The 23228-nt window shown below is 33.0% G+C and carries 19 protein-coding genes; 11 read left to right on the top strand and 8 right to left on the bottom strand.

Going from position 1 to position 23228, the window contains the following annotated elements; translation table 11 throughout:
• From ACYSNM_RS08225 to ACYSNM_RS08185, 9 genes are all read left to right on the top strand, one after another.
• Complete coding sequence (locus tag ACYSNM_RS08225; protein WP_461756459.1) at positions 1-777, top strand: adenosylcobinamide-GDP ribazoletransferase; 777 nt, start codon at positions 1-3, stop codon at positions 775-777.
• Entirely contained in the window at positions 762-1343 is a 582-nt protein-coding gene (cobC, locus tag ACYSNM_RS08220) for an alpha-ribazole phosphatase (RefSeq protein WP_461756458.1), read from the top strand. Before ACYSNM_RS08225 ends, cobC begins: the two co-directional genes overlap by 16 nt.
• 119 nt (positions 1344-1462) lie before the next feature.
• A complete protein-coding gene (locus tag ACYSNM_RS08215; protein ID WP_461756457.1) occupies positions 1463-2863 on the top strand; it encodes a serine hydrolase in 1401 nt (466 codons plus the stop codon).
• Between the two features lie 278 nt (positions 2864-3141).
• On the top strand, positions 3142-4344 hold the full coding sequence (locus tag ACYSNM_RS08210; protein WP_461756456.1) for a peroxiredoxin family protein: 1203 nt from the start codon (positions 3142-3144) through the stop codon (positions 4342-4344).
• A 351-nt stretch (positions 4345-4695) separates the two neighbouring features.
• Positions 4696-5127, top strand: coding sequence for a hypothetical protein (locus ACYSNM_RS08205; protein ID WP_461756455.1), 432 nt, complete (start codon positions 4696-4698; stop codon positions 5125-5127).
• 79 nt (positions 5128-5206) lie between these two features.
• A complete protein-coding gene (locus ACYSNM_RS08200) occupies positions 5207-5575 on the top strand; it encodes a hypothetical protein (protein ID WP_461756454.1) in 369 nt (122 codons plus the stop codon).
• 516 nt (positions 5576-6091) lie between these two features.
• Entirely contained in the window at positions 6092-9784 is a 3693-nt protein-coding gene (locus tag ACYSNM_RS08195; RefSeq protein ID WP_461756453.1) for an AAA domain-containing protein, read from the top strand.
• Positions 9785-9990: 206 nt separating this feature from the next.
• Positions 9991-10551, top strand: coding sequence for a Crp/Fnr family transcriptional regulator (locus ACYSNM_RS08190; protein WP_461756452.1), 561 nt, complete (start codon positions 9991-9993; stop codon positions 10549-10551).
• A 97-nt stretch (positions 10552-10648) separates the two neighbouring features.
• Positions 10649-11836 (top strand): calcium:cation antiporter, encoded by a 1188-nt coding sequence (locus tag ACYSNM_RS08185; RefSeq protein ID WP_461756451.1) that lies wholly within the window; start codon positions 10649-10651, stop codon positions 11834-11836.
• Positions 11837-13093: 1257 nt separating this feature from the next.
• On the opposite strand, the gene ACYSNM_RS08180 is transcribed toward ACYSNM_RS08185, so the two are convergent.
• From ACYSNM_RS08180 to ACYSNM_RS08155, 6 genes are all read right to left on the bottom strand, one after another.
• Positions 13094-14245 carry a hypothetical protein gene (locus tag ACYSNM_RS08180; protein WP_461756450.1) on the bottom strand — a complete coding sequence of 384 codons (1152 nt, stop codon included), beginning with the start codon at positions 14243-14245 and terminating at the stop codon, positions 13094-13096.
• A gap of 170 nt (positions 14246-14415) precedes the next feature.
• A complete protein-coding gene (locus ACYSNM_RS08175; protein WP_461756449.1) occupies positions 14416-14808 on the bottom strand; it encodes a hypothetical protein in 393 nt (130 codons plus the stop codon).
• A gap of 113 nt (positions 14809-14921) precedes the next feature.
• Positions 14922-16094, bottom strand: coding sequence for a hypothetical protein (locus ACYSNM_RS08170; RefSeq protein ID WP_461756448.1), 1173 nt, complete (start codon positions 16092-16094; stop codon positions 14922-14924).
• A 47-nt stretch (positions 16095-16141) separates the two neighbouring features.
• Positions 16142-16849, bottom strand: coding sequence for a hypothetical protein (locus ACYSNM_RS08165; protein WP_461756447.1), 708 nt, complete (start codon positions 16847-16849; stop codon positions 16142-16144).
• A 70-nt stretch (positions 16850-16919) separates the two neighbouring features.
• Positions 16920-17891, bottom strand: a complete 972-nt coding sequence (locus tag ACYSNM_RS08160; RefSeq protein ID WP_461756446.1) for a helix-turn-helix transcriptional regulator — start codon at positions 17889-17891, stop codon at positions 16920-16922.
• A gap of 241 nt (positions 17892-18132) precedes the next feature.
• Positions 18133-19746, bottom strand: coding sequence for a mechanosensitive ion channel family protein (locus ACYSNM_RS08155; protein WP_461756445.1), 1614 nt, complete (start codon positions 19744-19746; stop codon positions 18133-18135).
• 436 nt (positions 19747-20182) lie between these two features.
• Between ACYSNM_RS08155 and ACYSNM_RS08150 the strand changes: the two genes are divergently transcribed.
• Both ACYSNM_RS08150 and ACYSNM_RS08145 read left to right on the top strand, forming a co-directional pair.
• Entirely contained in the window at positions 20183-20971 is a 789-nt protein-coding gene (locus ACYSNM_RS08150) for a type IV toxin-antitoxin system AbiEi family antitoxin domain-containing protein (protein WP_461756444.1), read from the top strand.
• 69 nt (positions 20972-21040) lie between these two features.
• Positions 21041-21271: a nucleotidyl transferase AbiEii/AbiGii toxin family protein gene (locus ACYSNM_RS08145; protein ID WP_461756443.1), complete on the top strand. Its 231-nt coding sequence runs from the start codon at positions 21041-21043 to the stop codon at positions 21269-21271.
• 27 nt (positions 21272-21298) lie between these two features.
• Here ACYSNM_RS08145 and ACYSNM_RS08140 read toward each other — a convergent pair whose 3' ends face one another.
• Both ACYSNM_RS08140 and ACYSNM_RS08135 read right to left on the bottom strand, forming a co-directional pair.
• Complete coding sequence (locus ACYSNM_RS08140) at positions 21299-21964, bottom strand: DUF4276 family protein (RefSeq protein ID WP_461756442.1); 666 nt, start codon at positions 21962-21964, stop codon at positions 21299-21301.
• A gap of 5 nt (positions 21965-21969) precedes the next feature.
• Positions 21970-23085: an AAA family ATPase gene (locus ACYSNM_RS08135; RefSeq protein WP_461756441.1), complete on the bottom strand. Its 1116-nt coding sequence runs from the start codon at positions 23083-23085 to the stop codon at positions 21970-21972.
• Positions 23086-23228 lie beyond the last annotated feature (143 nt).

Below are 23228 nucleotides of genomic sequence, written 5' to 3'. Positions count from 1 at the left end.
ATGATCAAAAAACAACTACTATACTTTTTAACGGCTCTGATGTTTTTTACTCGGATTCCCGTATCTAAGAACTTACCCTATAGCTCAGAGATATTAAATCAAAGCCAAAAATACTATTCCCTTGTGGGAATAGTAGTGGGCTGTTTTAACGCTCTTGTGTTTTTAGTTTTGCAGCTGATTCTGCCTTTAGATGTAAGTTTACTTATTATGATGGGGTGTAGTGTTCTTTTGACAGGGGCATTTCACGAGGATGGTTTTACGGATGTTTGTGATAGCTTTGGGGGAGGTTATGGAAAAGAAAAAATTCTTTCCATAATGAAAGATAGTAGGATAGGGGCCTATGGAGTAATTGGAATAGTACTTTTACTTGCTATTAAGTTTACCTCTATGGTGCATTTGGCTTCCATAGATGTTGTTTATTTTGCTCTAATTCTTATTGCTGCTCATAGTGCTAGTAGATTTTTCTCAGGCCTTATGATCTATACCCATACTTATGTAAGGGATATAGACCAAAGTAAATCAAAACCAATGGCTAGTAAGGCCTTGCCCAAGGGTAATCTGCTAATTAGCTTAGCTATTACTTTACTTCCTTTTTTGTTTTTCTTTAATCCCATCTTTTTATTAGTATTACCCTTTGGGTATGGGGCCTATGCTTATTTGGGATGGTATTTTAATAAACATATTGGCGGGTATACGGGTGATTGTCTTGGTACAGTGCAGCAGTTAAGTGAAGTAATGATTTATATAGGTTTTTTAGTAATATGGAAGTTTATGTAATTCGGCATACCCCAGTAGAAGTTGCTAAAGGGGTTTGTTATGGGCAAAGTGATCTTTCTCTTAGAAAGGACTTTAAACAAAAAGCTTTAGAATATAAGAGTCAATTACCAAAAGAATTTTGTCAGGTCTATTCTAGTGGACTATTAAGATGTGATACCCTAGCTAGAGAGTTCTCAAATTCTATTGTAGTAGAGGACTCTTTAAAAGAGATGAATTTTGGAAAGTGGGAAAACAAAGCTTGGGCGCAGATAGATTCTAAGGAGATTGATCCGTGGTATAAGGATTTTGTTACTACTAAGGTACCCCAGGGAGAAAGCTTTTGGGAGCTCTACCAAAGGGTAAGTATTTTCTTAGAGGATTTAAGAAAGCAATCCCATAAGAGGGTTCTAATTGTAACCCATAGTGGGGTAATGCGCAGTATGTGGTGTTACCTTTTGGGTATTGCTTTAGAAAATGCCTTTAAAATCCCTATTGAATATGGAGATATTCTTCGATTTGATTTAGGATTATCTGCCCCTATGGATAAACTATATTTAAAAGGAGCCAATAAGGAATCTACTTTATAAAATGTTTTAAAAAAGATAGAAATTATATTGTCTTTCCTTGTTAATAGTCTGTTTTTTCAGCAAATATACTTATATTGTAAGGGCTAACTAACACCTTATAAATAAGTAAACTACAGCTTATGAGAAAACAACTATTAGTACTTTTTATGCTCTTTAGCTATTGCATTGTGATGGGCCAAAGTAAAGAAGACTTTGAAAGAGTAATGCAGAACTTTAAAGAGAATTACAACCAAGGTAATTCAGAGGGTATCTTCAAAGATTTGAATGTTACTATGCAAAATGCTCTACCCTTAGAGCAAGTAAAACAATTAGTGGGAGGCTTAAAACTCCAAGTAGGAGAAATATCCACCTACACCCTAGAGGAATTATCCCCTAAGGGATATGCAGATTTTAAAACAAATTTTACTAACACTCCTTTGATAGTAAGGATTGCTTTAGATAAAGAAAGTTTGATCAGTGGACTTTTTTTCCTTCCCTATACGCCAAAAGTAGAAAATGCAACCACGGTAAATGCCTTAAAGGATATGCCAGAGGATATAGCGAATCTATTGTTTGACAAGACTAAGAATATGGCCGAGGGTACTCAAGTTTCTCTTGCACTAGTAAAGGGAGAAAACATTGTATACTATGGATTAGTCAAGAAAGGCGATTCTATTGTTTCTTTAGACAATAGAAATAGTGTTTTTGAAATTGGTTCTATTACAAAAGTTTTTACAAGTACCGTCTTCTCTAGCTTAATACAGCAAGGGAAAATAGATAAAAATGCAAACGCGAATGATTACTTCGCGTTTACTTTTTTAAGAGATACTCCCATTTCCTTACTTTCTTTAACCAACCACACTTCGGGTCTACCTAGACTGTCTTCTAATATGGATCTTAGTAGTATAGAAAACCCTTATCAAAAATATACTAGAGAGGATTTAGATACTTATTTAAAAGAGTCTTTAGTTTTTGAGAGTGAGCCCTTAACGGTAAGTTCTTATTCCAATTTAGGTGTAGCTCTTTTAGGCTACTCTTTGGAGAAAAGCCAAAACAAGGCTTTTCTAGCTCTTTTAAAAGAAAATGTATTAGATAAATATGGTTTAGAGCATACTTATGTTAGCCCAAGTAAGGTGGATCCCACTTCTTTAGTTATGGGACAAGATAAGGATGGTAACAAGGTGATTAACTGGGATTTTGATGTGTATTTTCCTGCCGGTGGATTATTATCTACTTCTGTTGATTTAAGCCATTTTTTGCAATGTCAATTCAATGAGAAAGATAGTGTAATGCGTTTAACTCATCAGCCAACTTTCACCTCTTTAGGTGGCAGTTTTGGTATGGGCTGGTTTTTAATGGATGGACCAAATAAGCAAAAGTGGATATGGCATGGAGGCGCAACTAATGGATATACCTCAGCTATGATAGTAGATACCAAAAGTAAGGTGGGTGTTGTTGTATTATCCAACGTTTCTGCCTTTAGTCCTTTTTCACAAAACATCAATACTCTGGGCATTGATTTAATGGAATATGTCTATTAAAGCTTTTATGTTTTAAAAGCTTTAGATGTATAAAAGATAAGCTATTGAGTTGGAAGTTTAAATTAATCAAAATATAGGTAGGAGTTCTTTACCAATATTTTACCAGCGCTTTTACTCACTTTTTTACCCTAGTCTTAGCTAGGGACTCTCTAATGTATTACAAACTTTTTCAAGTGATGTTCCTTTTTGTTTTCATTTTAAAAGACAGAGAAAAAGACTTTGAGATAAATGGATTGTTGCTCTAATATATTATCCCCAACCTTATTATTAGACCTGTTATGAAATATTTATTTTTACTAGTATTTACCTTTTTGGGCCTTGGTAGCCTTAATGCGATGCCTTTTAAAATTAAAGGAGAAATCCAAGGTTTGACCCCAGGAGATACCCTTTACTTTGACAAGATAACACAACCTGGATTTAATCAATCTTTAGCCTTTAGGGTCATTGTTGACAAGCCAAATGAATTTAGCTATCAAGGAGATCATGAGGATACAACTCTTTATATGATGAGATATAAGCCCATATCAGGGGAAAAGGTTATTTCCTTTAAGACAGGGGCTTTGATGTTGATTAAGGACAAGCAAACGGTATTAACAGGTAATACTGATCAAATTTATACCATAGATAGAAAAGGTGGATTGTACGATAATGAGGAGTTACAAAAAATTCTGAAAGAAGATAATTTATCAGCTAGCAATATAGGGGATTACTATAGATTACTAGAAAAGGCTAAGAAAGGCCAAGATTCACTGGCAATAAAAGAGTATTCCAAAGAGTTGCGTTCTTTAAATGAAAATTACGGCCAAGAATATATGCGCTTAGATTCTTTGTACCAGAAGTTCTACGATGCCAATCCATCTTCTTTACACACAGTAGTTGCGACTTTAGAAACAGTAGGGTATAAGCCTTATGCGTTTAGTGTTTCTCGTTATCAAAAGATGGACCATAGCGCTAAGCAAAGTAATTTAGGAAAGGCTTTGAAAAAAGAACTAGATATACTAGAAAAATTAGAACCTGGTGCATATGCTCCTGACTTTGAGTTAACCGCTACAGATGGTAGCAAGATTGCTTTAAAGGACTTAAGGGGTTCTTATGTATTACTTTATCACTGGGGAATTTGTCCTGGTTCTTTTCAAAGAGAAACCGATATAGTAGAGTTTCAAAATAAATTTAAAGACAAAGTAGCTGTTATTGGAATAACACAGAGCCTTTTAGATATTCAAGAGTTCTATGACAAGACATCAGAGAAAACGCAAGTGAGAGGGGTGCCCGTACAACCTCTTTTAGAAAGTATGCTTGCTCACCCTTGGTTAGAGACCGAAAAAATAGAGGCCAATCAGCAAATGTTAGCAGATTATCCCTTTGCAAGTCTACCTGCTTTTGTTTTTATTTCTCCTAAGGGAAAGATAATTTCTAGAGGGTCGCACGATACTTTTTTCAAAGCTAGGGAAATATTAGAATCTGAGTCGGCTAATCTATAAGACTATGGACAACCATTTGATTACCATATATGCTTCCTTGTTACTAATGGTCTTTTACAAAGGATTTAAAAGGAAGTGTTTTTAAGAATCAATAATAATATTAAGTCATATACTGTATGCAATTAGTTTATTCAATCCTGTGTATCATAGGGGGTAGCGTTTATGTATTATCTTTATACTTTAGAAAAGATAGAGATATTAATTGTTGCGATAAATCAATGAAATTACGAGGGTATATGGTAGGTATTGGTTTTTTTATTCTAGGGATAGTAATGCTATGTAGGTATTTTTTCCATTTGTAATTTTTTTGAACCTTTAGATTAGATAATCATAATAAAGAAGAATTAGGCTATGAGAAAGAAGATGTTAATAAATGTCGTTATTGGAATCTGTATTTTTCTGTTTTTTTATATTTTAAACTCTTCAAACCCAGTTAAGTTTGTGATCCAAGATATAAACATGGGCTTTAAGGGAATGATAGTAGAAAAATATACTGTAAGGGAAGGTGTATATCCTACTTTTTTAAAAGTTAGATCACAAAATGAAATCTTAGATATTAACCCTTCTTTCCAAGTTATGCATTTTGCTGAAATAGGAGATAGTATTATTAAAGTTAAGGGGGAAAATATTTGCTATATCCTAAAAGGTAATGATATAAGCAAAGAATTCTTCTACGTGAGTATTTCCAAAGAGCAGCGAGAGAATAAAAGATTTCCTTCACAGTGGAAGAATAAATGGATGGGCGCAACATTTATATTAGATTCTGTGTATATTGCGAGGTAATTTTTATGTAAATAATTATTTCATCCCCTATAAATAGACAATTGAAAGTAAAAAATGTATTATTATATAAAACCGTAAAATGAAGCTACTTTACATCCTGTTTTTTGTGACTTTAGATCTGTTGATTTTTAGTTATTTGATTAAGAAAATTAGATTAAATAGGACTGTTTCCATTTTATGTATTGCATTGCTGTTTATTTTTGTTGGTATTCATTTTTTGAATCCTTCAGGAGGAGCGATACCCAATGAAATCTTTAAGATACTAATTGGTTTTAGTATGTCTTTATTTGTTTTTAGATTTGGAAAAAATCTAAGTATGTGGGTTTCATCTATGCTCAATAAAGAAAAGGATGAGCTACTTTTAAAGTGGTTTGGATTTTGGGTGGATTATGTAATTTATGTAATGGTTATCATAGTTCAGATAGGGATTATTATTGATGCTCCATAGTAGAGTTATATTAACTCAGCTACCAGTGTTTTGGGTAGTATGCTAAAAGCAATTAGGTATAGTTATAGGCATAAAATATTTAACAATAACTCTGAATTTACTGGTAGCTAAAAAGGTTTAAATAGTATAGAAAATACTTGATTTTTGCATAGATACAATTTGTGTTTTATTTAGTTTTTTTGAAATTATTAGACAGAATTTGTTTTTAAGAAAACGCTTGGGTAAATGTTTATTCCATAAGTATTTCCTTTGCTTTTGTTTATTTTATTTTTTAATTCTACTTATCCCTTTATATAACAAACATAAGAGGTGGGAAATGGATAAGTTAGTGGTTGTGTTTTTTACAGCTTGTTTATTGTTTCTCCTTTTCTTGTAAAACTATGATTTTGACTGTGAACAATTATACGTAAATCGTATAGGTTCTATTGGCTTTGGTGTTTTTTATCGTAATTTTGTACAAAAGAGGTATGCTCTTTGCTATTTTAAAGGTTGTTATTTAAGGCAGTTATATACAAAATGAAGGATTATTTAAAGCTCACTAAGTATTGGAGAAATTCCTTAGTGGATCAAAAGTATGGACAAGGTAAATTTACGTTGCAAGAAGTAGCAGATAAACTTATCACCTATAGTGGGCAATGGTCTTATTTTGTGGATAGTAAAGCAGTATTAGCCCGTCTTATAGAACCCTTTAAAGAAGAGTTGCAAGACTACTGTCTTATGACAAAAGCCTTTGAAAAGGCAAATACTCACTTGCAGAAAACATCGGATCTATTTCCAGAGGTATTTTACGGTATCTCCCTTAAGGTAGGACTCTCTAGCTTTGGGTTTATCTATCCTTTAAATAACCCTACCATTGCAAGAGATTTATTAGCTCCATTAGATAAAGAGGACTTTTGTATTGGGAAGGTAGAAGACTATGATTACTATGTTGTAGAACATAAAGCCCCTGAATTTACTTATAGCAAAGACAATCCTTGGGAAAAAGCCTATAAAGAACATATTGAAAAGCCTTTTATAGATGGCCTTTTTAAGGAGCTTGTTCTAAAGGGAATAGTACCCAGTAAAAAGGCGGAACAAACCAAGGATAAAACCGCATTAATCTTACATTTATACAAATTTAAGAGCCAGGAGTTTTTACCCGTATATAGAGCTTATTGCCATAATTGGGATCAAAATATATCCTTAATAATACAAAATAATACGGAGTTTTTAGAGGCATTTGAAGAGTACGAGTCTAAATGGAGAGAATATGACTCTTACCTAGAGGCTCTTTTTAGCTATGTGGTGAAGGATACAAGCATTTTACAGGCTTACCACAAAGTAGATGTAATCAGTTTCTATCCCACTGCTTTAGATGCTAGTGTGTATGTGGTTCCTGTATACGAGGATATTAGTAGTAAGAAGGTTTTGAAATCGGATTTGTTACTTTATAAAAATTATGCCAGCCTTTTAAAAAAGCAGCAAAAGCCACTTATTGATACAAGGGAGTTTTTTGATAAAAGAGTTGGACATAATAACAATACCTTTCCTTTAGCTAAGGCCCAAGCCTTAGCTGTTAGTACTTTACATAGCATTTCTAAAGGGGAAGTATTACCAGTGAACGGACCTCCGGGAACAGGAAAGACCACCATGGTTTTATCGGTTGTTGCTTCTTTATGGGTGGAGCATGCCTTAAAACAAATGGAGCCTCCTATTATCGTGGCTAGTTCTACTAATAATCAGGCAGTAACCAATATTTTAGATGCCTTTAGTAAGGATTTTAGTACTTTAGATACCGATTTACACCAAAGATGGCTAGTAGATGTGGATAGCTTTGGTAGTTATTTTCCATCCAAGAAAAATAAAGATGCAGCCCAGCAAAAGGGCTATATGGGGCCTTCTAGCTTTAAAGATATGGAAACCCCAGCTTACTTTGAAAAAGCCAAAGAAGAGTTCTTAAATAAGGCAAGTGTATTTTTAAAAAAGGATGACCTTAGTTTACAGTCTGCTAAAGAAGGAATTTTTAAAAAGCTAAAAAGTAAACACGACCAGCTTATTGCCCTACCTAAGAGTTATGAGAAATTCTGTAAGGCAAAGCAAAGATTAAACGATGTACTAGGAGTTATAAATGCAGATATACTAGATCTGGATAATTCAATTTTAGATGGCTTAGTAAATAAACTAGCTAAAATAAACGAGATAGATGATTTATGGCAAGAGTATTTAGCCCAAGAAAGCGTGGTGGATATTACCCTTTCCTTTGTTGGGGCTATGACAAAGAAAAGAAATGCCAAAGCTAGGGTTTACGCCAAGAAGCATCAGTTTGATGTTTTATTTGATGTAAAGGATTTAGATGTGATGACAATGGATGAGTCCATTGAAGATTTGCGTAATCAAACTCTTTTTGAAATCCAACAATTGGAGGCCTTTAAAGCCCTTTGCTTTAGCTTTGAGCAAGAGCTTAAAGAGGTAAGCACTGCTTTAGAAGTAGATAGTAGTTTTGAGAAGATAGATCAACAGGCAGATTGCAGCATCCGCTTTGATATGTTTTGGATTGCTAGTCACTACTGGGAAGCAAGATGGCTATTAGAAATGGAGGAATTAATAAAAGAAGAGCAGTTAAAGAAAATCCATTTCACCTTTGAGCCTTTTCAAAGAAATCAGTGGACTAGAAGAATGAAAGTCACTCCAATTGCGGTAATGACTTGCTTTATGCTTCCAGATCATTTTTCTTTCACTAGAAACTTAAACCACAATAACCCAAAGGCAGATTACCTATATGACTTTATAGACTTATTAATTATTGATGAAGCCGGACAAGTTGCCTCTCAAGTAGCTGGGGCAAGTTTTGCTTTTGCAAAAAAAGCTTTAGTAATTGGGGATAGCCAGCAAATTGCTCCTATCACAACTTTAACCCAAAGTGTAGATATTGGAAATTTACACGATGCTCAGTTAATTGATAAAAGCCAATCCATTAGGGATATTGATCAGTGTTATAGGGATTTACAAGCTAAGGGAATTACTGCTTTAAAGGGTAGTGCAATGGGTGTTTGTCAAGAAAAGACGCCTTATATAGCGGAAGAAAATCTAGAGCCAGGCTTATATTTATATGAACATAGACGCTGCTATGATTCTATTATCTCTTTTAGTAATGAGCTGTGTTACCAAGGTATATTACAGCCCAAAAGAGGGGAACCTGCCCAAAAGGGTTTATTGCCTAGCATGGGATACTTACACATTGATGGTAAGTGTACCTTTATGGATCAAAGTAGGGTTAATTATGTAGAGTCTAAAATAATAGCAGGGTGGATTATAAATAATTACTTCAGTTTACTTAAAGCTTATCCAGGCAAAAGAATTAAGGATATCATAGCAGTAGTTACTCCCTTTAAACAGCAATCTTTAGCTATTTATAGGGATTTACAAAAGGCAAGTAACAAAGAAATACTTCAGGAGTTATCTACCATTACAGTGGGTACAGTTCACTCTTTACAAGGAGCAGAGAGAGATGTAATTATTTTCTCTCCTACTTATTCTGTGGATAATAATGGAAACTTTATCAATAGTAGCCCAAGTATGCTCAATGTTGCTGTATCAAGGGCTAAGGATAGCTTTTTAGTATTTGGGGATATGAATTTGTTTGATTCAAGTAAAGCCACTCCAATGGGTATTTTAGCAAAGTATCTATTTAACGACAGTGAAAATGAATTAAACTACAAACATCAGTATAATGCGATTTTTGCCAGAGAAGACTTATTACAAGCTTCTAGTGAGATATATACCCTAGCTGACTTTAAAGAGCATGATACCTTTTTAAAGAAAATGCTTCAAGAGGCCAATAAGCGTATTGTTATTATTTCCCCTTGGCTTAAATATACCACTATTAAGAACAATGATTATACCTCCTTGTTATCCAATACCTCTTTAGATATAACCATTTATACAGATAGGAAGTTTAATACCTATACGAATAACCAGCCTTGTATTCAAAAGCAAAAGGAGTTTGATTCTACCTTAGAGCAATTAAAGCAAATGGGAGTACAGATTGTTGTGGTTAACAATATACATAGCAAGATTGTGATAAAGGATGACAACTGTCTTTGTATGGGGTCTTTTAACTGGTTTAGTGCCAATAGAAATCCGAAATTGGCCAATAAGGAACACTCTTTGGTATATTACGGTCAGGATATGAAAACGGAAATAGAACAGATTCTACAACAGCTTGTGTAATAGGGGGGAGTTTTATAAAAACAGAGATTGCCATTATATAGGATACCAAATAATATAGTGATCCAAAAAGGAAAGAATTACTTTCCATGCATTATATTATACCAAAGAAACCCGTTAGTTACTCCATGTAAATTATTTTGTATTTTAGGCTCCTAGCTTTAGCAATAGCTAAATATAAATATTACCTCTACCAATAAAATAGTTTCATGACAATCAGCAAAATTATCGACCAAATCTATAAAATGCCTCCCCAGTCCAAACAAACGTTGATGAATTGTATTGAACAGGTGAGCTATCCCAAAGGGCATATCCTTTTAAGGGCAAACTATGTGGAAAAAAACATCTATTTTATCCAAAAAGGAATAGTTAGAGCATACGCTCCCTTAGAGCAACAAGATGTTACCTTTTGGTTTGGTGAAGAAGGCCAAGCTATCCTTTCTATGAGAAGCTATGTGGAAAGCGAAAAAGGATATGAAAACATTGAGCTTTTAGAGGATTGTGAATTATATGAAATACAGATTGCCACACTAACCAATTTATACAATCAGGATATTCATATCGCCAACTGGGGTAGAAGATTAGCCGAAAGAGAACTATTAAAACTAGAAAGTAGGCTAGTGTCCTTTGAATTACTCTCCGCTAAAGAGCGTTACGATGAATTTATAGCTAAATCGCCAAGTCTACTTCAACGTGTACCCTTAAAATACATTGCCTCTTATTTGGGAATAACTCCGGTTAGTTTGAGCCGAGTTCGCAAGAAAAGTTAGTTTTTTTTATTGCATTAATTATCATAGGATAATTTTGGTCTTATTATTTGGCAATAACTTCGCAGCTTATTATTAAAAAACTAAATCATTTCTGATTATGTCTAATGCGAATATTAAAAAACCATTATCCTTAGCACAAATTATCCCTGCCAAAACACGTATGCGCCTTCTAGCGATATGGTTGACTGTGGCCTTATTTATGGTCTTTGGTAATTCCTTGGTGAACGATACCATGTCTTTTACTACAGCTGCCTTGGGCTTTGCTGTATTATTAACTACCATTATCGTAGCTGCCTTTGGTGTAGTTCAACAGGCCGATGAGCTAGCTCATAAATTAGGAGAGCCTTATGGAACCTTAATTCTTACCTTAGCTATTGTTTCCATCGAAGTAATACTGATTCTAGCCGTGATGAGCGGGCCTGGTGAAAACCCAGCTATCGGAAAAAATTCCATTTTTTCTGTGATGATGATTATCATGAACCTAGTAATCGGATTATGTATCCTACTAGGGGGATTAAAATATGGAGAACAAGAATATAACTCACAGGGCACTATGTCCTATCTAGCAATGATTATCATGTTAGGAGGTATAGGAATGATGTTACCAAATACAATCATTGGAGCAGCACCAGGGGTGTTTAGTAATTCCCAAGCAATTATGTTTTCTTGTTTGATCATCGTATTATATGGTTTTTTTCTATTACTACAAATAAAGGAATACAGACATCTATACGTGCAACCCAAACAAGGCTTCATGGAAATTCCATTTACCCAAAGACATACTTTAATTACATCCGATAACACTGCAAGCCAAACAAGCGATAATAGCATAAAAGAGATATGGATTCGCTCGATTGTTTTAATAGCTATGATCCTTCCTATTGTCTTGCTTTCGCACTTTATGGCTGTGGTGGTAGATTTTGGTATCCACGCAACTAAATTACCTCCGTTTTTAGGTGGGGTATTAATCGCGATTATTGTATTTATCCCCGAGTCAATAACTGCCATAAAAGCGGCACTTAATAACGAGTTTCAAAGAGCCGTTAATCTGTGCCACGGAGCTTTTGTCTCTACTGTTGGATTAACCATTCCTGCGGTTCTTATAGCCGGAGTAATGACTAGTAAGATCGTGATGTTTGGACTTAACCCAACGGAAATTATTCTTTTTGTAATCACTTTACTTTTAAGTATGTTGACATTCTTGGGCAAACGAACTACCCCTATATTTGGGATAATGCATCTAGTGTTATTTTCCGTGTTTATTATACTGATTTTTAATCCTTAAAACTTAAAAACAAAGCTGTCGTTTCTTATAATAACTTTAAGGGATGAAGGACTCCAAGTTTTTTATCCAGGGTAATCCACAAGAAGTAAAACCTTTGGTTATCCCTGCAAGTCTAATGAAATGTTTATTGTTTTAATACTGGTAATCATATAGCATGGTGAGCTAGCCTTTCACTGCTATAAAGCTTGACGCTAACTTGATTAAAGCAAATGTAATCCCTAAACGCAGAGCGATTACTTGGATATTGAGAACTATTTTCCGACAATGGATTAATCAGATAGGGGTTTTCTAGCCTTTATCCTTTACTAAACATATTCTTACAAGGCCCAATAGAGAGGGGTTTTTCCCCACTTCAAGGTGAATTTATTAAAAAACTTTTTTATCGATGAAATTTGAATCAATCATTTTATTTCATTCATATAGCAATCTGTTCTTCTGTAAAAGAATTGGGCTTAATAGAGTAAATTATTTTACAAAGAAAGGGTTTAATTGAAAAATACTAACTTTTCAATCTATTAATTAGTAGAAGGCGGTTTTGTCTTTGTGAAGTAATTTTAATACTAAGATTCTTTAACTATATTTGCCCCTTAATAAAATCTAAAAAAGGTAAAGCTTTAAAGGAGTTTGTTGCCTATTTTATGCTTTAAATTATTACCTTTACCCAGGTTGGTTTTTTAAAGACCCTAAGATAATATTTCGACCTATCTTTTTTAAAATAAAAAGTAGGCCTTACAATAATAGTTCGTATTTTCTTTGTTCTTACGCTTTATAGCAAAGATTATATCCTCTTTTGGGGGCAAACCCTCCCCCAAAAGATGAACTAGTTCTCTATACCACCTCAACTATTAATTGTAATCTATATACTCCCTTTTTATTACTATTAATCACTTCTAAAGGTAATGGTGTATTATATGCCTATTTTACTTGGTAACTATAATTGTGGAGTCTGTTATGATTTTCTAAAAAGAGTCGAGGTAGCCAGTACTACATTAAGAAATTCAGATTATATTCTCATAAAAAAACCTCAGAACGAATCCTGAGGTAATATCTAACATAGAAGTGAAGCTTCTTGCTTATTTGTATGTCTATTAGCCTTGTTATTTTCAATAGTAAAAAGTAAAATGATCTAAACCAATAGCTTAAAGTGCCAAAGAGGTATAAATATTGGCTAAAAGATCATCTTATTATAGAGTAGAAATATTTCTTGAAATATCTCTACTCTATATGATGTTTTTATAGTTCGGGTATTATGACCAGTTATTCTACCTTGCTATTAGAAATAATAGTTAAAGCTTCTTCTTCTAGTCCATTTCTGAATACCCATCTAGCATGGCTTAAACGGGATTTTTGAGAGTTTAAAGAATAGTTTGAATAGTCTGGAAGGTAGCTAGCTACATCTTCAATAGTTGCATTAATGTTGGCATTTAATGCTGGATATAAGCCATGTTTAAAGACTAGTTTTCCAGCACTATTTAATTTTTTTATTAGTTTATCTTCAGCCAAGTTTTCATCTTGGATTATTTCTGTAAATTTAACTTTTTTAGCAGCTTTTTTTTTCTTTTTCTTTTTCTTTGCGTCTGACCAAGTTATATTGTTAATAATTTGTCCTTCAGAAAAATCATATTCCATAGACACCTTTTCTAACTCCGCCATTTCCGTAGGGAATGTTTCTTTTAAATACTGATGAACATAATTTATCAGTGCTGGTTCTTCTCCAAGTCTTTTACCACTATAGTTAACTAAGTTGTTTTTTGGAATTAAAAAAGAGTTTAATGGATGAACTAGGCGAATAAAATGAGCTTTAGCAATTTTCTTCTCTTGTTCAGAAATTTCGCATTCTAATTTTCTCATTTTTGTTAGCTCACACCACTCTTCTCGTTCAGGATTAGGGAAAAAATTTCTTAAGGACTTTCCATCATATCCTGTACCAACTGGCTTTATATGTGCTAAGGTCCAACCAGCAGCATTAATGTTTTGCTGTTTTACTCCATTTGGACTGAAATAACTTAATTCTTTTTCTTCTTTTGTAGTTTTTAAGGCGAATATAAGTTTTTCTTGATTGAACAAAGCGTTAATATCCTTGAAGCTATAGTGTAATCCACCTACTTTGGCTGCAGTAAAGCTTAATGCAAATGTGTTATCACAGAAAACTATTCTATTTCCATCTTTAAATTCGGTTAAAAAACCTCTTCTAAGTTGGGAATAATTTTCCTTAGAAAACGACCCATATAATCTAATAAAATAGGTAGCTGTAGGTTGTTTTATGTAGTCCATTAAAGCTTTATGTTGGGCTTTAATAGCTTTTTTATCAGAGAATTGATCTTCTACTAATTGTTTGAAAAAATCTGAAATATCTGTTGCGCTTCCTTGTGTTATAGGCTGCATCGGATGATAATGATTGATTAACATTTTGTGATTAATTTAATTATTATTTATTGAAAATTATGGTTTTCCCTGTTTAAATATAAGAATTAACTCTTATACTGTTAGTCAAAGGAATATGTAATCTAGTATACTACTCATTTACGTTAGCTATTTAATAGGTAGCTATAAAAAGTTTGTTAACCTTTTTTGTTATATTACTTTTCTAAAGCACTTTTTCTTTTTTGCTTTTGTTTTGATAATTCAAACCAGATACTAACTAGTCTTCTTTGCGGATCATACCAGTGGTTAGTAACAAGGTATTTTCGATTTTCAAATACAAAAACATTTTTTGATTTGTATGTATAGTATCTTGGTTTACCTCCATATACGGTATAGGGAGTTACATCAAATCTATTAATAGCAGTAACATCTAACAGCAATGGATAAGGCAATCTAAAGAGCTCTTTGCACAATGCTTCATCAGTAAAGGTATCAATGAAATCTATTTTACTTTCTTTTATTTCTTGAAGTAGATTAAAAATAAAGTCTTGGTTTTTTACTCTAGGTAAACCGGTATTTATCGCGTCTTGTTTTTTAGATGTTTCCATGATATTTAAAATTTAGCTTGTTATGTTATTGGTTTTTGGTAAGCATTGGATTTGAAGCTTGTTGTAGGTAGTAAAACCCGATTCAATTTTAGTGATTTGAATGCGGTGTTATTTTAAAAGGTTTGTAATTCCGTATAATAGCGGGAAAAAACCACTGTGATAAACCACTTTTGTAGTCCATTTCGATTGTCATCTTCCCATTTTTTGCGCACATAGAAGCTTTGTTTTTCAAATAAAACAAAGGCATCTGTGAAGTAATCACTTTGCTTAAATCGGTTTGTACCTTTTTGGGCAAGAACCGGATTTTCTACACCAAATGTGTTTTTACAAAAGGTAATACTGAATAAATCTAAAAGCTCATCTATGCTTAAAAGATTGCGTTTGGTCAGTTTTTTAAAAATGGAAAAAGCCATTTTTTGAGTGGATAGCTTTTCAAAGCTCTGTAATTCCTGTATTAGTACATTGATGTGATTTTTTAAAATAGCATATTTATTACCTTCTTGGATTTCTCCTCTTATTTTAAGAAATAACCCGATTGGAAATTTTGTAGATTTATCCTTATCCTGCTGTTCGCGACTATGTAATTGCTGATAATAAAATAGCTCTATAGGGCTTAATTTTGGCTCTTTGCTTTGATCTACTTTCTCTGATAAATTAGGATAACAAATTACGTAGGTACCTACTAAAGTCGATTTATCTCCCTGATTTTTTCGACTACCTATTATCTTATAAACCTTTCGATTTACAAGAGGTTGTTTTACTGTTACAAATTCATAACCTAAAGAGCATCTCTCTGTTCTACTAGATGGGTTTATACCTAGGAAATAGGCTACCTCCATAGAGTTTAGCACAATTACCTTAGGTTGAATGATTTGCTCTAGTATATCTCTTGTAATAGCAAGTTGATCATTTAAAAACTGCCTTCCAATGGGAGAGTTTATAAATGGATAATACTTAAGGTATCCTTTAAGTGAGCTGAAGTAAAATAGATCCATATAGGTTGTCTTTGGTAAGAGATTAAGATTCAAATAATCCCTTTTAAGTATGGATGCCATCGCATTTTGATAGGGGGTTGCCTTAGGCTGACCAATATTTTTTAATATATTATATCGAATTGGCTTAGGGGTGTGTGCGGAGGAACCTTTAGGTTGTAATCCTAAGATTAAAAAGTCCTTTTTTACCATATCTGTATAGAAGGTATACTGGCCTTGTTTTATGCTAGAGGCTATCTCTTGATTGTTTTGATAACTTTGCCAGAGCTTTTGGATTTGGTGCTGAAAATTCATCCTTATTTCGTTTTAAGTTTAGGAATCTACGAGTTTACTTGGTTTTACTATAAGTGGGTATAGGCTTCAATTTCCCAGGCTTTTAAAAAGTCTTTATCGGACTGTGTATCTGAGCCATATATTTTTGGATAATAAATTACGTATACCCCATCTAAGTTTACCCTTTGGGATAAGGGGGAAAACACATCAGGCGCATGTCCATTTATTTTATAGACGATATGCCCACTTTTTGTAGTTTCTACTTTCTGGAAAAATAGTCCTAACCAACAAAAATCAGCATCCTCTCCAAAAAAGCCCATAAACATTGCAGTAAACAGGTCAGTTAGGATAATTAATCTAGGCTTTATATTCTCAATTATTTTACCACTAAGTTCTAGTTGATCCATTAGAAATAGTCGGCCATCTACTGTATCAGTTAGTTGGTTAATAGCCAAGGGGCTAGGGGTGTGTGTAAAGAAAAGGATATTTCTGTAAATGGCTTTGTCCCTCAAGTCAATTTGAAGTTGTGGATCCAAAAGTAACAAGCTCTTATTTTGACTAAGGACTTGTTTTATTTTTGTATCTAAATGTAGCTCTTTGTCCCCAACACTATCCTTGTTAGATTCTAAGGACTTAAATAAGGTAGATGTTCCTAAAATTAAAATAGGACTGCTAGGATTTTGCTTAAAGTTAGAAAAGCCATTTTCAATTAGGTCTGCTGGGATATTAGGATTGTTTTTGTAATTATCCCAGATTTTCTGGATGGATTGTTTCATTTGTTACTCTCTTTGTGTTGAACAGGACAAACATAAAGAGTGTCATGTACGAAAAGCGTACATGAGAAAATTATTTATAAATATTTTCCATTTTTGTAATTTCTTCACTTATCCACTCACGCAACGAATCGGGCTCAAGTACTTCTACTTTAGCTCCATAGGAGAGGATGATCCTCTTTATTTCATAATTAAGATTAACGTTTAAACTAATTGTAACATGCTCCTTGCAATCTTCCACTATTTTTTGGGAATGATGAAGGAAGTTAGTTTTTATATAGTCTTTTTGTTCTTCTGTGAATTTGAGTTGGATTATTTCTTGGTCGTTTCTTAAATCTACTCCTATAGCATCTTTAAATATGTCATAGTTTGTATCTGCTACTGGTTCAAATTTAGTTTTAGTTACTTCTATTTCCTGTACTCGGTCTAATCCAAATACTTTGTGGTCTTTATCTTTAGAAGGTTTTACAACGATGTACCAACGGTTTAGGTATTCTTTTAAAAATAAAGGAATAAGATTTTTATGCTCAGTAGTGGTACCCTCTTCAAATTTAGTATGGATAAGATTAATTTTTGAATTGGTAATTAAGGCGCTTAAACACGTATCTACCCAACGTAGCCCTCCATCATAGGCTTGGTGCTCCATAGAGTAATTTCGGAATTTATGGCTTTCCAATTGTATGTATTTATCTAAACTTGGATTTGTATTTAAACGCAGGTGAATTAGCTCAAGTCCCAGCTTCTTTTTTAAATTATGGGCAAGTATAGTTGTAAGTTCTTCTTCTTCTCCTTCTTTGAGTACATAGCCCGTTTTTCTATCATCTATTAACTCAATGCCCATCTCTGCTAAATAGTGAAGTACATTGTCTACTTTTCTTCTACTATATTCCAAGCCAGCGTCTTCTAAAGCCTGGGTAAAAGACTTTCTACCATACTTTTTAGGAGAAAATAAGAAGTTATCTAAAAGAAGCAATACTGCTTGAGTTGTTTGCGCTATTTGTTTAGGATTTCTATGCGGATAAGTAGGTTCTTTTGTACTGGCCATAATTATAAGTGAAATTTAAGGGGATAATCCCACATCAATAAAATATATTCTCAAATCTAATCAAATTGTTTTAATTCCACTGCTACTTATTGGAGGGAGTATTTCAATGAGCCAAGTATAAGCATACTTATTTAAGCCAGTACATACACAAGTTAGATTATTACCATAATGCAGAATACTGCAGTCTTACTTTGGACTTAAAAAGGCTAATTAAAATGTATAGGTAGAGATAGAATTGTTTCTATTTAGGCTCCATAATTGTAGTATCTGTTATGATTTTATTCACTACAAAACTAGTAGCTACAAGCTCTATATTGTTTTCATGGAAAACATCCTGAGTATGTTGGCGAAGGTCAGAATAAACCTTAGCAGTTATCTTTGCATCTTTTACATAGACATTTAATTGGTAGTCGATATACGAATCTCGAAATTGATCTTGTAGGATAAAGGGTTTATGTCTTTTTAGAACATGCTCGGTGCGATTGGCTACCTCATGTAACATTTGATGCACTTTTTGCCAAGGTACATCATAACCCACTGCAACAACAATATATAAAATAAGCCCATGCTCTTTGGCACTCTGGGTGTAGTTAATAGTATGAGCTGACATGATATTGGAGTTGGGTATAGTGATTATCTCATTTTTAGGAGTCTTAATACGCGTTACAAGAGAGGTTTTCTCTAGTACATCTCCAGTGAATTCTCCAAGTTTTATGCGGTCGCCAATTCGAAATGGTCTCATATAGGTAATAACTAAGCCTGCTACTAAGTTCCCAACAACAGAGGTAGACCCCAGTGAAAGCATAATACCAGCAAAGACAGATACCCCTTGGAAAATTTGAGAATCTGAATTAGGTAAATACGGAAAAATAAAGATAAACATAAAGATAAAAAGAATTACCCTTAATATATGGTAGGTAGGGAAGGCCCAATCGGGATAGAAACCTTTTATGTTTATTTTATTACTGCTTATTTTCTCGGCTACCGATCGCATAAACTTACGTACATAATTAAATATAAGTACGATAACTAATATAGTGAAAAAGTTGGGTAAATAACCTTGAACGCTCTTTCCTACTTTAATAAGTGGAGAAAGAACATAGTTTAAAAGCTCATCGGAAAGGTGTTTTGTATAGGGAAATAACTTAAAGATAGAAAGTAGTCCAGCGTACAGAATAATAAGTAGTAGTAAGAAGCGCACTGCTTTAACTAGTGCTATTGCCGTTAACATAGCTCTTTGATCATCTATGATCCCAAAGATTCCCTTTATCTTTTTACCCCTTGCATGCCAAATCTTTACTCTTATTCTACGGTAGGTATAGTAAAGTAATTTAATTAAGAAGTACTCTAAGACAATAATGGCTATAACTCCTGCTACTTGTAAGGAAATCTGCTCCCAGGAGGTATGGTATTTTCTTTGCTCAACAGCCTGGATTATTTTCTCTTTATAAAACTGAGCCGCTTCCAATCTAGTTTTATTCTCTTGAGCTGCCTGCAGGCTATCTACGCTCATTAGAATTTCTTTGTCATACATCAGATTTAAGAAGTTTCCAGCTTGCTCAAAGTGAATAGAATCTTGTTCAAATGTATGGTTATCGGCTAGGTTGATAATCTTTTCCTCAATCGATTTGGCTCTTTGCTTAGAGGTGAAAGAACCGATATTACCGTATACATTAAATAATGTATCGGTAAAGTTGATTACTGGAGTTTTCTCCATCACTACCACTACGGTTTTAATGACCTCTATTTTAGTAGGGGCTTTCACTGGAGTTGCTTTTTTGTTTTTACTTTGAGAATAAGCGATACCACATAATAAAATACAACTTAAAACAATAAAAAAGCGATTGACTTGCATACTTTTAGGGACTAAAATTTATCTTAAAACAAATATAAATTTATACAATAATTGAATATGAAATTCATTAATTATGGTGTTGTGTTAAAATATTTTATAATAGTCTTTTTTAGTGCTAAATAGTAAGTGTTATGGTGTTTTTTTAAAGGTTTTGATTACCCTAGAAGTGGTAGAGGTTAACTGAAATATACTCCGTTATATATGTGACTTTTAAACTTATTAAATGAGCATGTATAAAATTCCTAACTGAAGTATGTGTAAAATAGGCAAGGTCCTTCTAAAGTTATTATCTACCTAGTTACTAATACTTGGATTTGTTTATTGAAATGCATAATGACGGCGATATTCGCCGTCATATTTGATTTTGTTAAATAAAATAGTTTACGTATATTTGTTATAACGGCGATTATCGCCGTTATACTTAGCTTTGATAAATATGATGACTACTCCCAATAGAAGAAAGTTACTCGAAGAATTTGTGCCAGAAGGTTTGATAATCTCCAGAAAATGGTTGAAGGAAGAAACAGACCTAGGTAGCCATGCTATTGATAATTTAGTAAAAAGCCAGCAACTACGGTTATTATGGAAAGGGTTATATACTCGTGGTATAACTCCACCCAGTTGGCAGGCTACTGTCTATAGTTTACAACATATTTTACAAACTGATTTTATTATAGGAGGACTATTTGCCCTAGAATTAAAAGGGTATTCACATTATTTGCCAAATTCGAATAAGACTACAATAGATTTATATGGGAATGACAAATTGCCTGTTTGGGTAAATGAGATTGTAAATGATGTTGTTTTTATAAAACATTCCCGCTCAAGTTTATTTGGAGAGATGGATGAAACTTTATCTTTAAAATACACTACATCTATAGGATGGAGAGACGATTATAAGGAACTAAGGACATCCACACCAGAGAGAGCTTGTTTGGAAATGCTGCATTTTGTTCCTAATAACATATCTTTTGAACATGCAGATCAACTTATTCAGGGTATGACTTCCTTGTCACCAAGAGCATTGCAAGCATTGCTAGAAATGTGTTCAAGTATAAAGGTTAAAAGATTATTCTTATGGTTTGCAAAACGTCATAACTATATATGGTTTACAAAGCTTGATTTAAAGAAAATAGAGTTGGGATCTGGTAATAGAGTAATTGAAAAAGGGGGAGAATTGGACAAAAATTTTTTGATAACTGTCCCTAAAAATTTTGATAACTAAGAACATGAAGAGAAATAGTATTTATTATAGACAGGTGCAGCTTTTAGTTAGGGTATTACCCCTTTTCTTTTGGATAGTGAACAATGTTTCGCTTTAAAAGGAGGAACAGCTATAAATTTGTTTTTTAGGGAGTTACCCCGTTTATCGGTAGATATTGATTTACTTTATCTTCCTAGCCAAGGACGTGAAGAATCTTTGATTAATATTCGCAATGCATTAACACGCTTTAGTATATTAATAAAAAAGACAATCCCAGGAATACGAATTCAAAATACTCATGAACAGAGTGCTTGCGGTTAAATAGTAATATCCACTATTAAATATGACTTATTGATTTTCATTATACAGTTGGATAATTTTATCTAGCCAACTACTGAATCTAGTACATTTATCAATTATAGTGTCAATATTTATTTCATCTGCTATTAAGGGGCCATGAAATGTCTTTTGATAACCTGGTATTAAACTTATTAGTCGTTTAGAAGGAGCACTAAGCGTCCCATCATTTATTAATTCAGGATTGGCATGTCTATTTACTAAGTCCTGTAGGGTTCTTAAGTTTGCTTGAGGAATATCCGTTAGATAATTAAATCCGTTCATGGAAGAAAATAATAATCCTTCAAACTCATGTAGTTGAATATAAGGAATAAAGCGAATATTTTGAATATCTTTACTAATAGCTTCTTCCAAATTATCTAATCTTAAGAATTTATCTTGTATTTGAATTGCAGTATTGTAATTAGGGAAGGCAGGATCCAATTTATAATAATCTATAAGTGAGGTGACTATTATGTCTGTTTCTTGCTTTAAGAGTAGTTCAATGTTGCGTTTATAACGGCTGTAGGTAACATCGCCACCTTTAAAACCAGGACTAGTTTCCATTAAAATAGCTCTCACGTCATAGATATTGAATCTATAAAAATAAGGACGTAAAATTTCATTTATAAATTCCTCCTCTGTTTGGCCTTCTGTTATAATATATACTGCTCTCATTATTACTATTTTTTAGGTCTTCCTCCTAATAAGTTTTTCTCCCACAGTTCACCTAAAGAATATTCTTTTAGCCATTCTTTAAAAGAATCAGCGGTTAGTCTTTTAAATACTGTTTGTGCATTTTCTCTATTTACAATAATTAAGTCTTCTACTTCAAATTGGTCTATTAAACCAACCGATTGAGTTGAAATAATTATTTGTGATTTTGATGAAGCCGATTTAATTAGTGCAGATAATTTTTGTATTGCAAAAGGGTGTAATCCAAGTTCCGGTTCGTCAATTATTATTGTTTTAGGTAATTTAGGTTGTAGCAATAATGTAGCAAGTGCAATAAATCTCAATGTTCCATCAGAGAAGTTATGTACAGAAAATAATTCATCAGAATTATTTTCTAACCAATTTAACTCAATTAATTCTTGATTTAATACATTTGGTTCTAAAACCAATCTGTCAAAAAATGGAGCAACAGACTTTATTGTTTTTTCAATAATTTTAAAGTGTCTTGGATTAGTTTTATGTATAGCATATAGAAATGCTGCTAGATTACTACCATTTTCTTTTAAATGTCTATTGTCATTCACTTTCGATGGTTGTTTTAATGGAGAATTATTTCCAGTATCATGGAAATGAAATACTTTAAACTCTTGAAAGTAATCTTTCAAATAATCCGCTCGTTTTAAAGGACTATGTGGTAATTCGCTTTCTTGTTTAAATGCCCCCCCAAATTCGATGAAATCCCATTTTTCATTATATCCTATAGAATAATTATTGAATCCCCCTTCATCTTTCTCTAAATAGAAATCCGATCCAGATTTTTGTGCAACCATTTTAAAATCGTATCTATTATTTACGTTTTTATTTTCTGGATTAAACACAATGCTACCTTCAATAAAATCAGACACTTTTCTTCCAAAATAAAGCAATTTATCAGAATATCCATTTTCTGCTACAAATGCTCTTAACCTTTGATTATAAATACTATTTAATAACTTAAAAAAATTTATAAAGTTAGATTTTCCAACGCCATTTGGTCCAATCAAGATATTTATTGATTTAATTTCAATATCTCCGGAATCCCTGATTGATTTAAAGTTTTTTATATTTATTCTGTTAATTGGCATTTTTTATCTTCTATAAATTCTTTGTAAATATATAAAAAAATACAATTATAATGATGAAGGTTTTCGTGGAGAAAGGACGATTTTCTTGAATTCAATTCAGTTATAGTAGAGTTTTTTTATTTTTTAGGATAAAATAGATGAGT

This window comes from Myroides sp. LJL116 (assembly GCF_054871685.1).
This window is presented reverse-complemented; position numbering and strand designations above follow the sequence as displayed.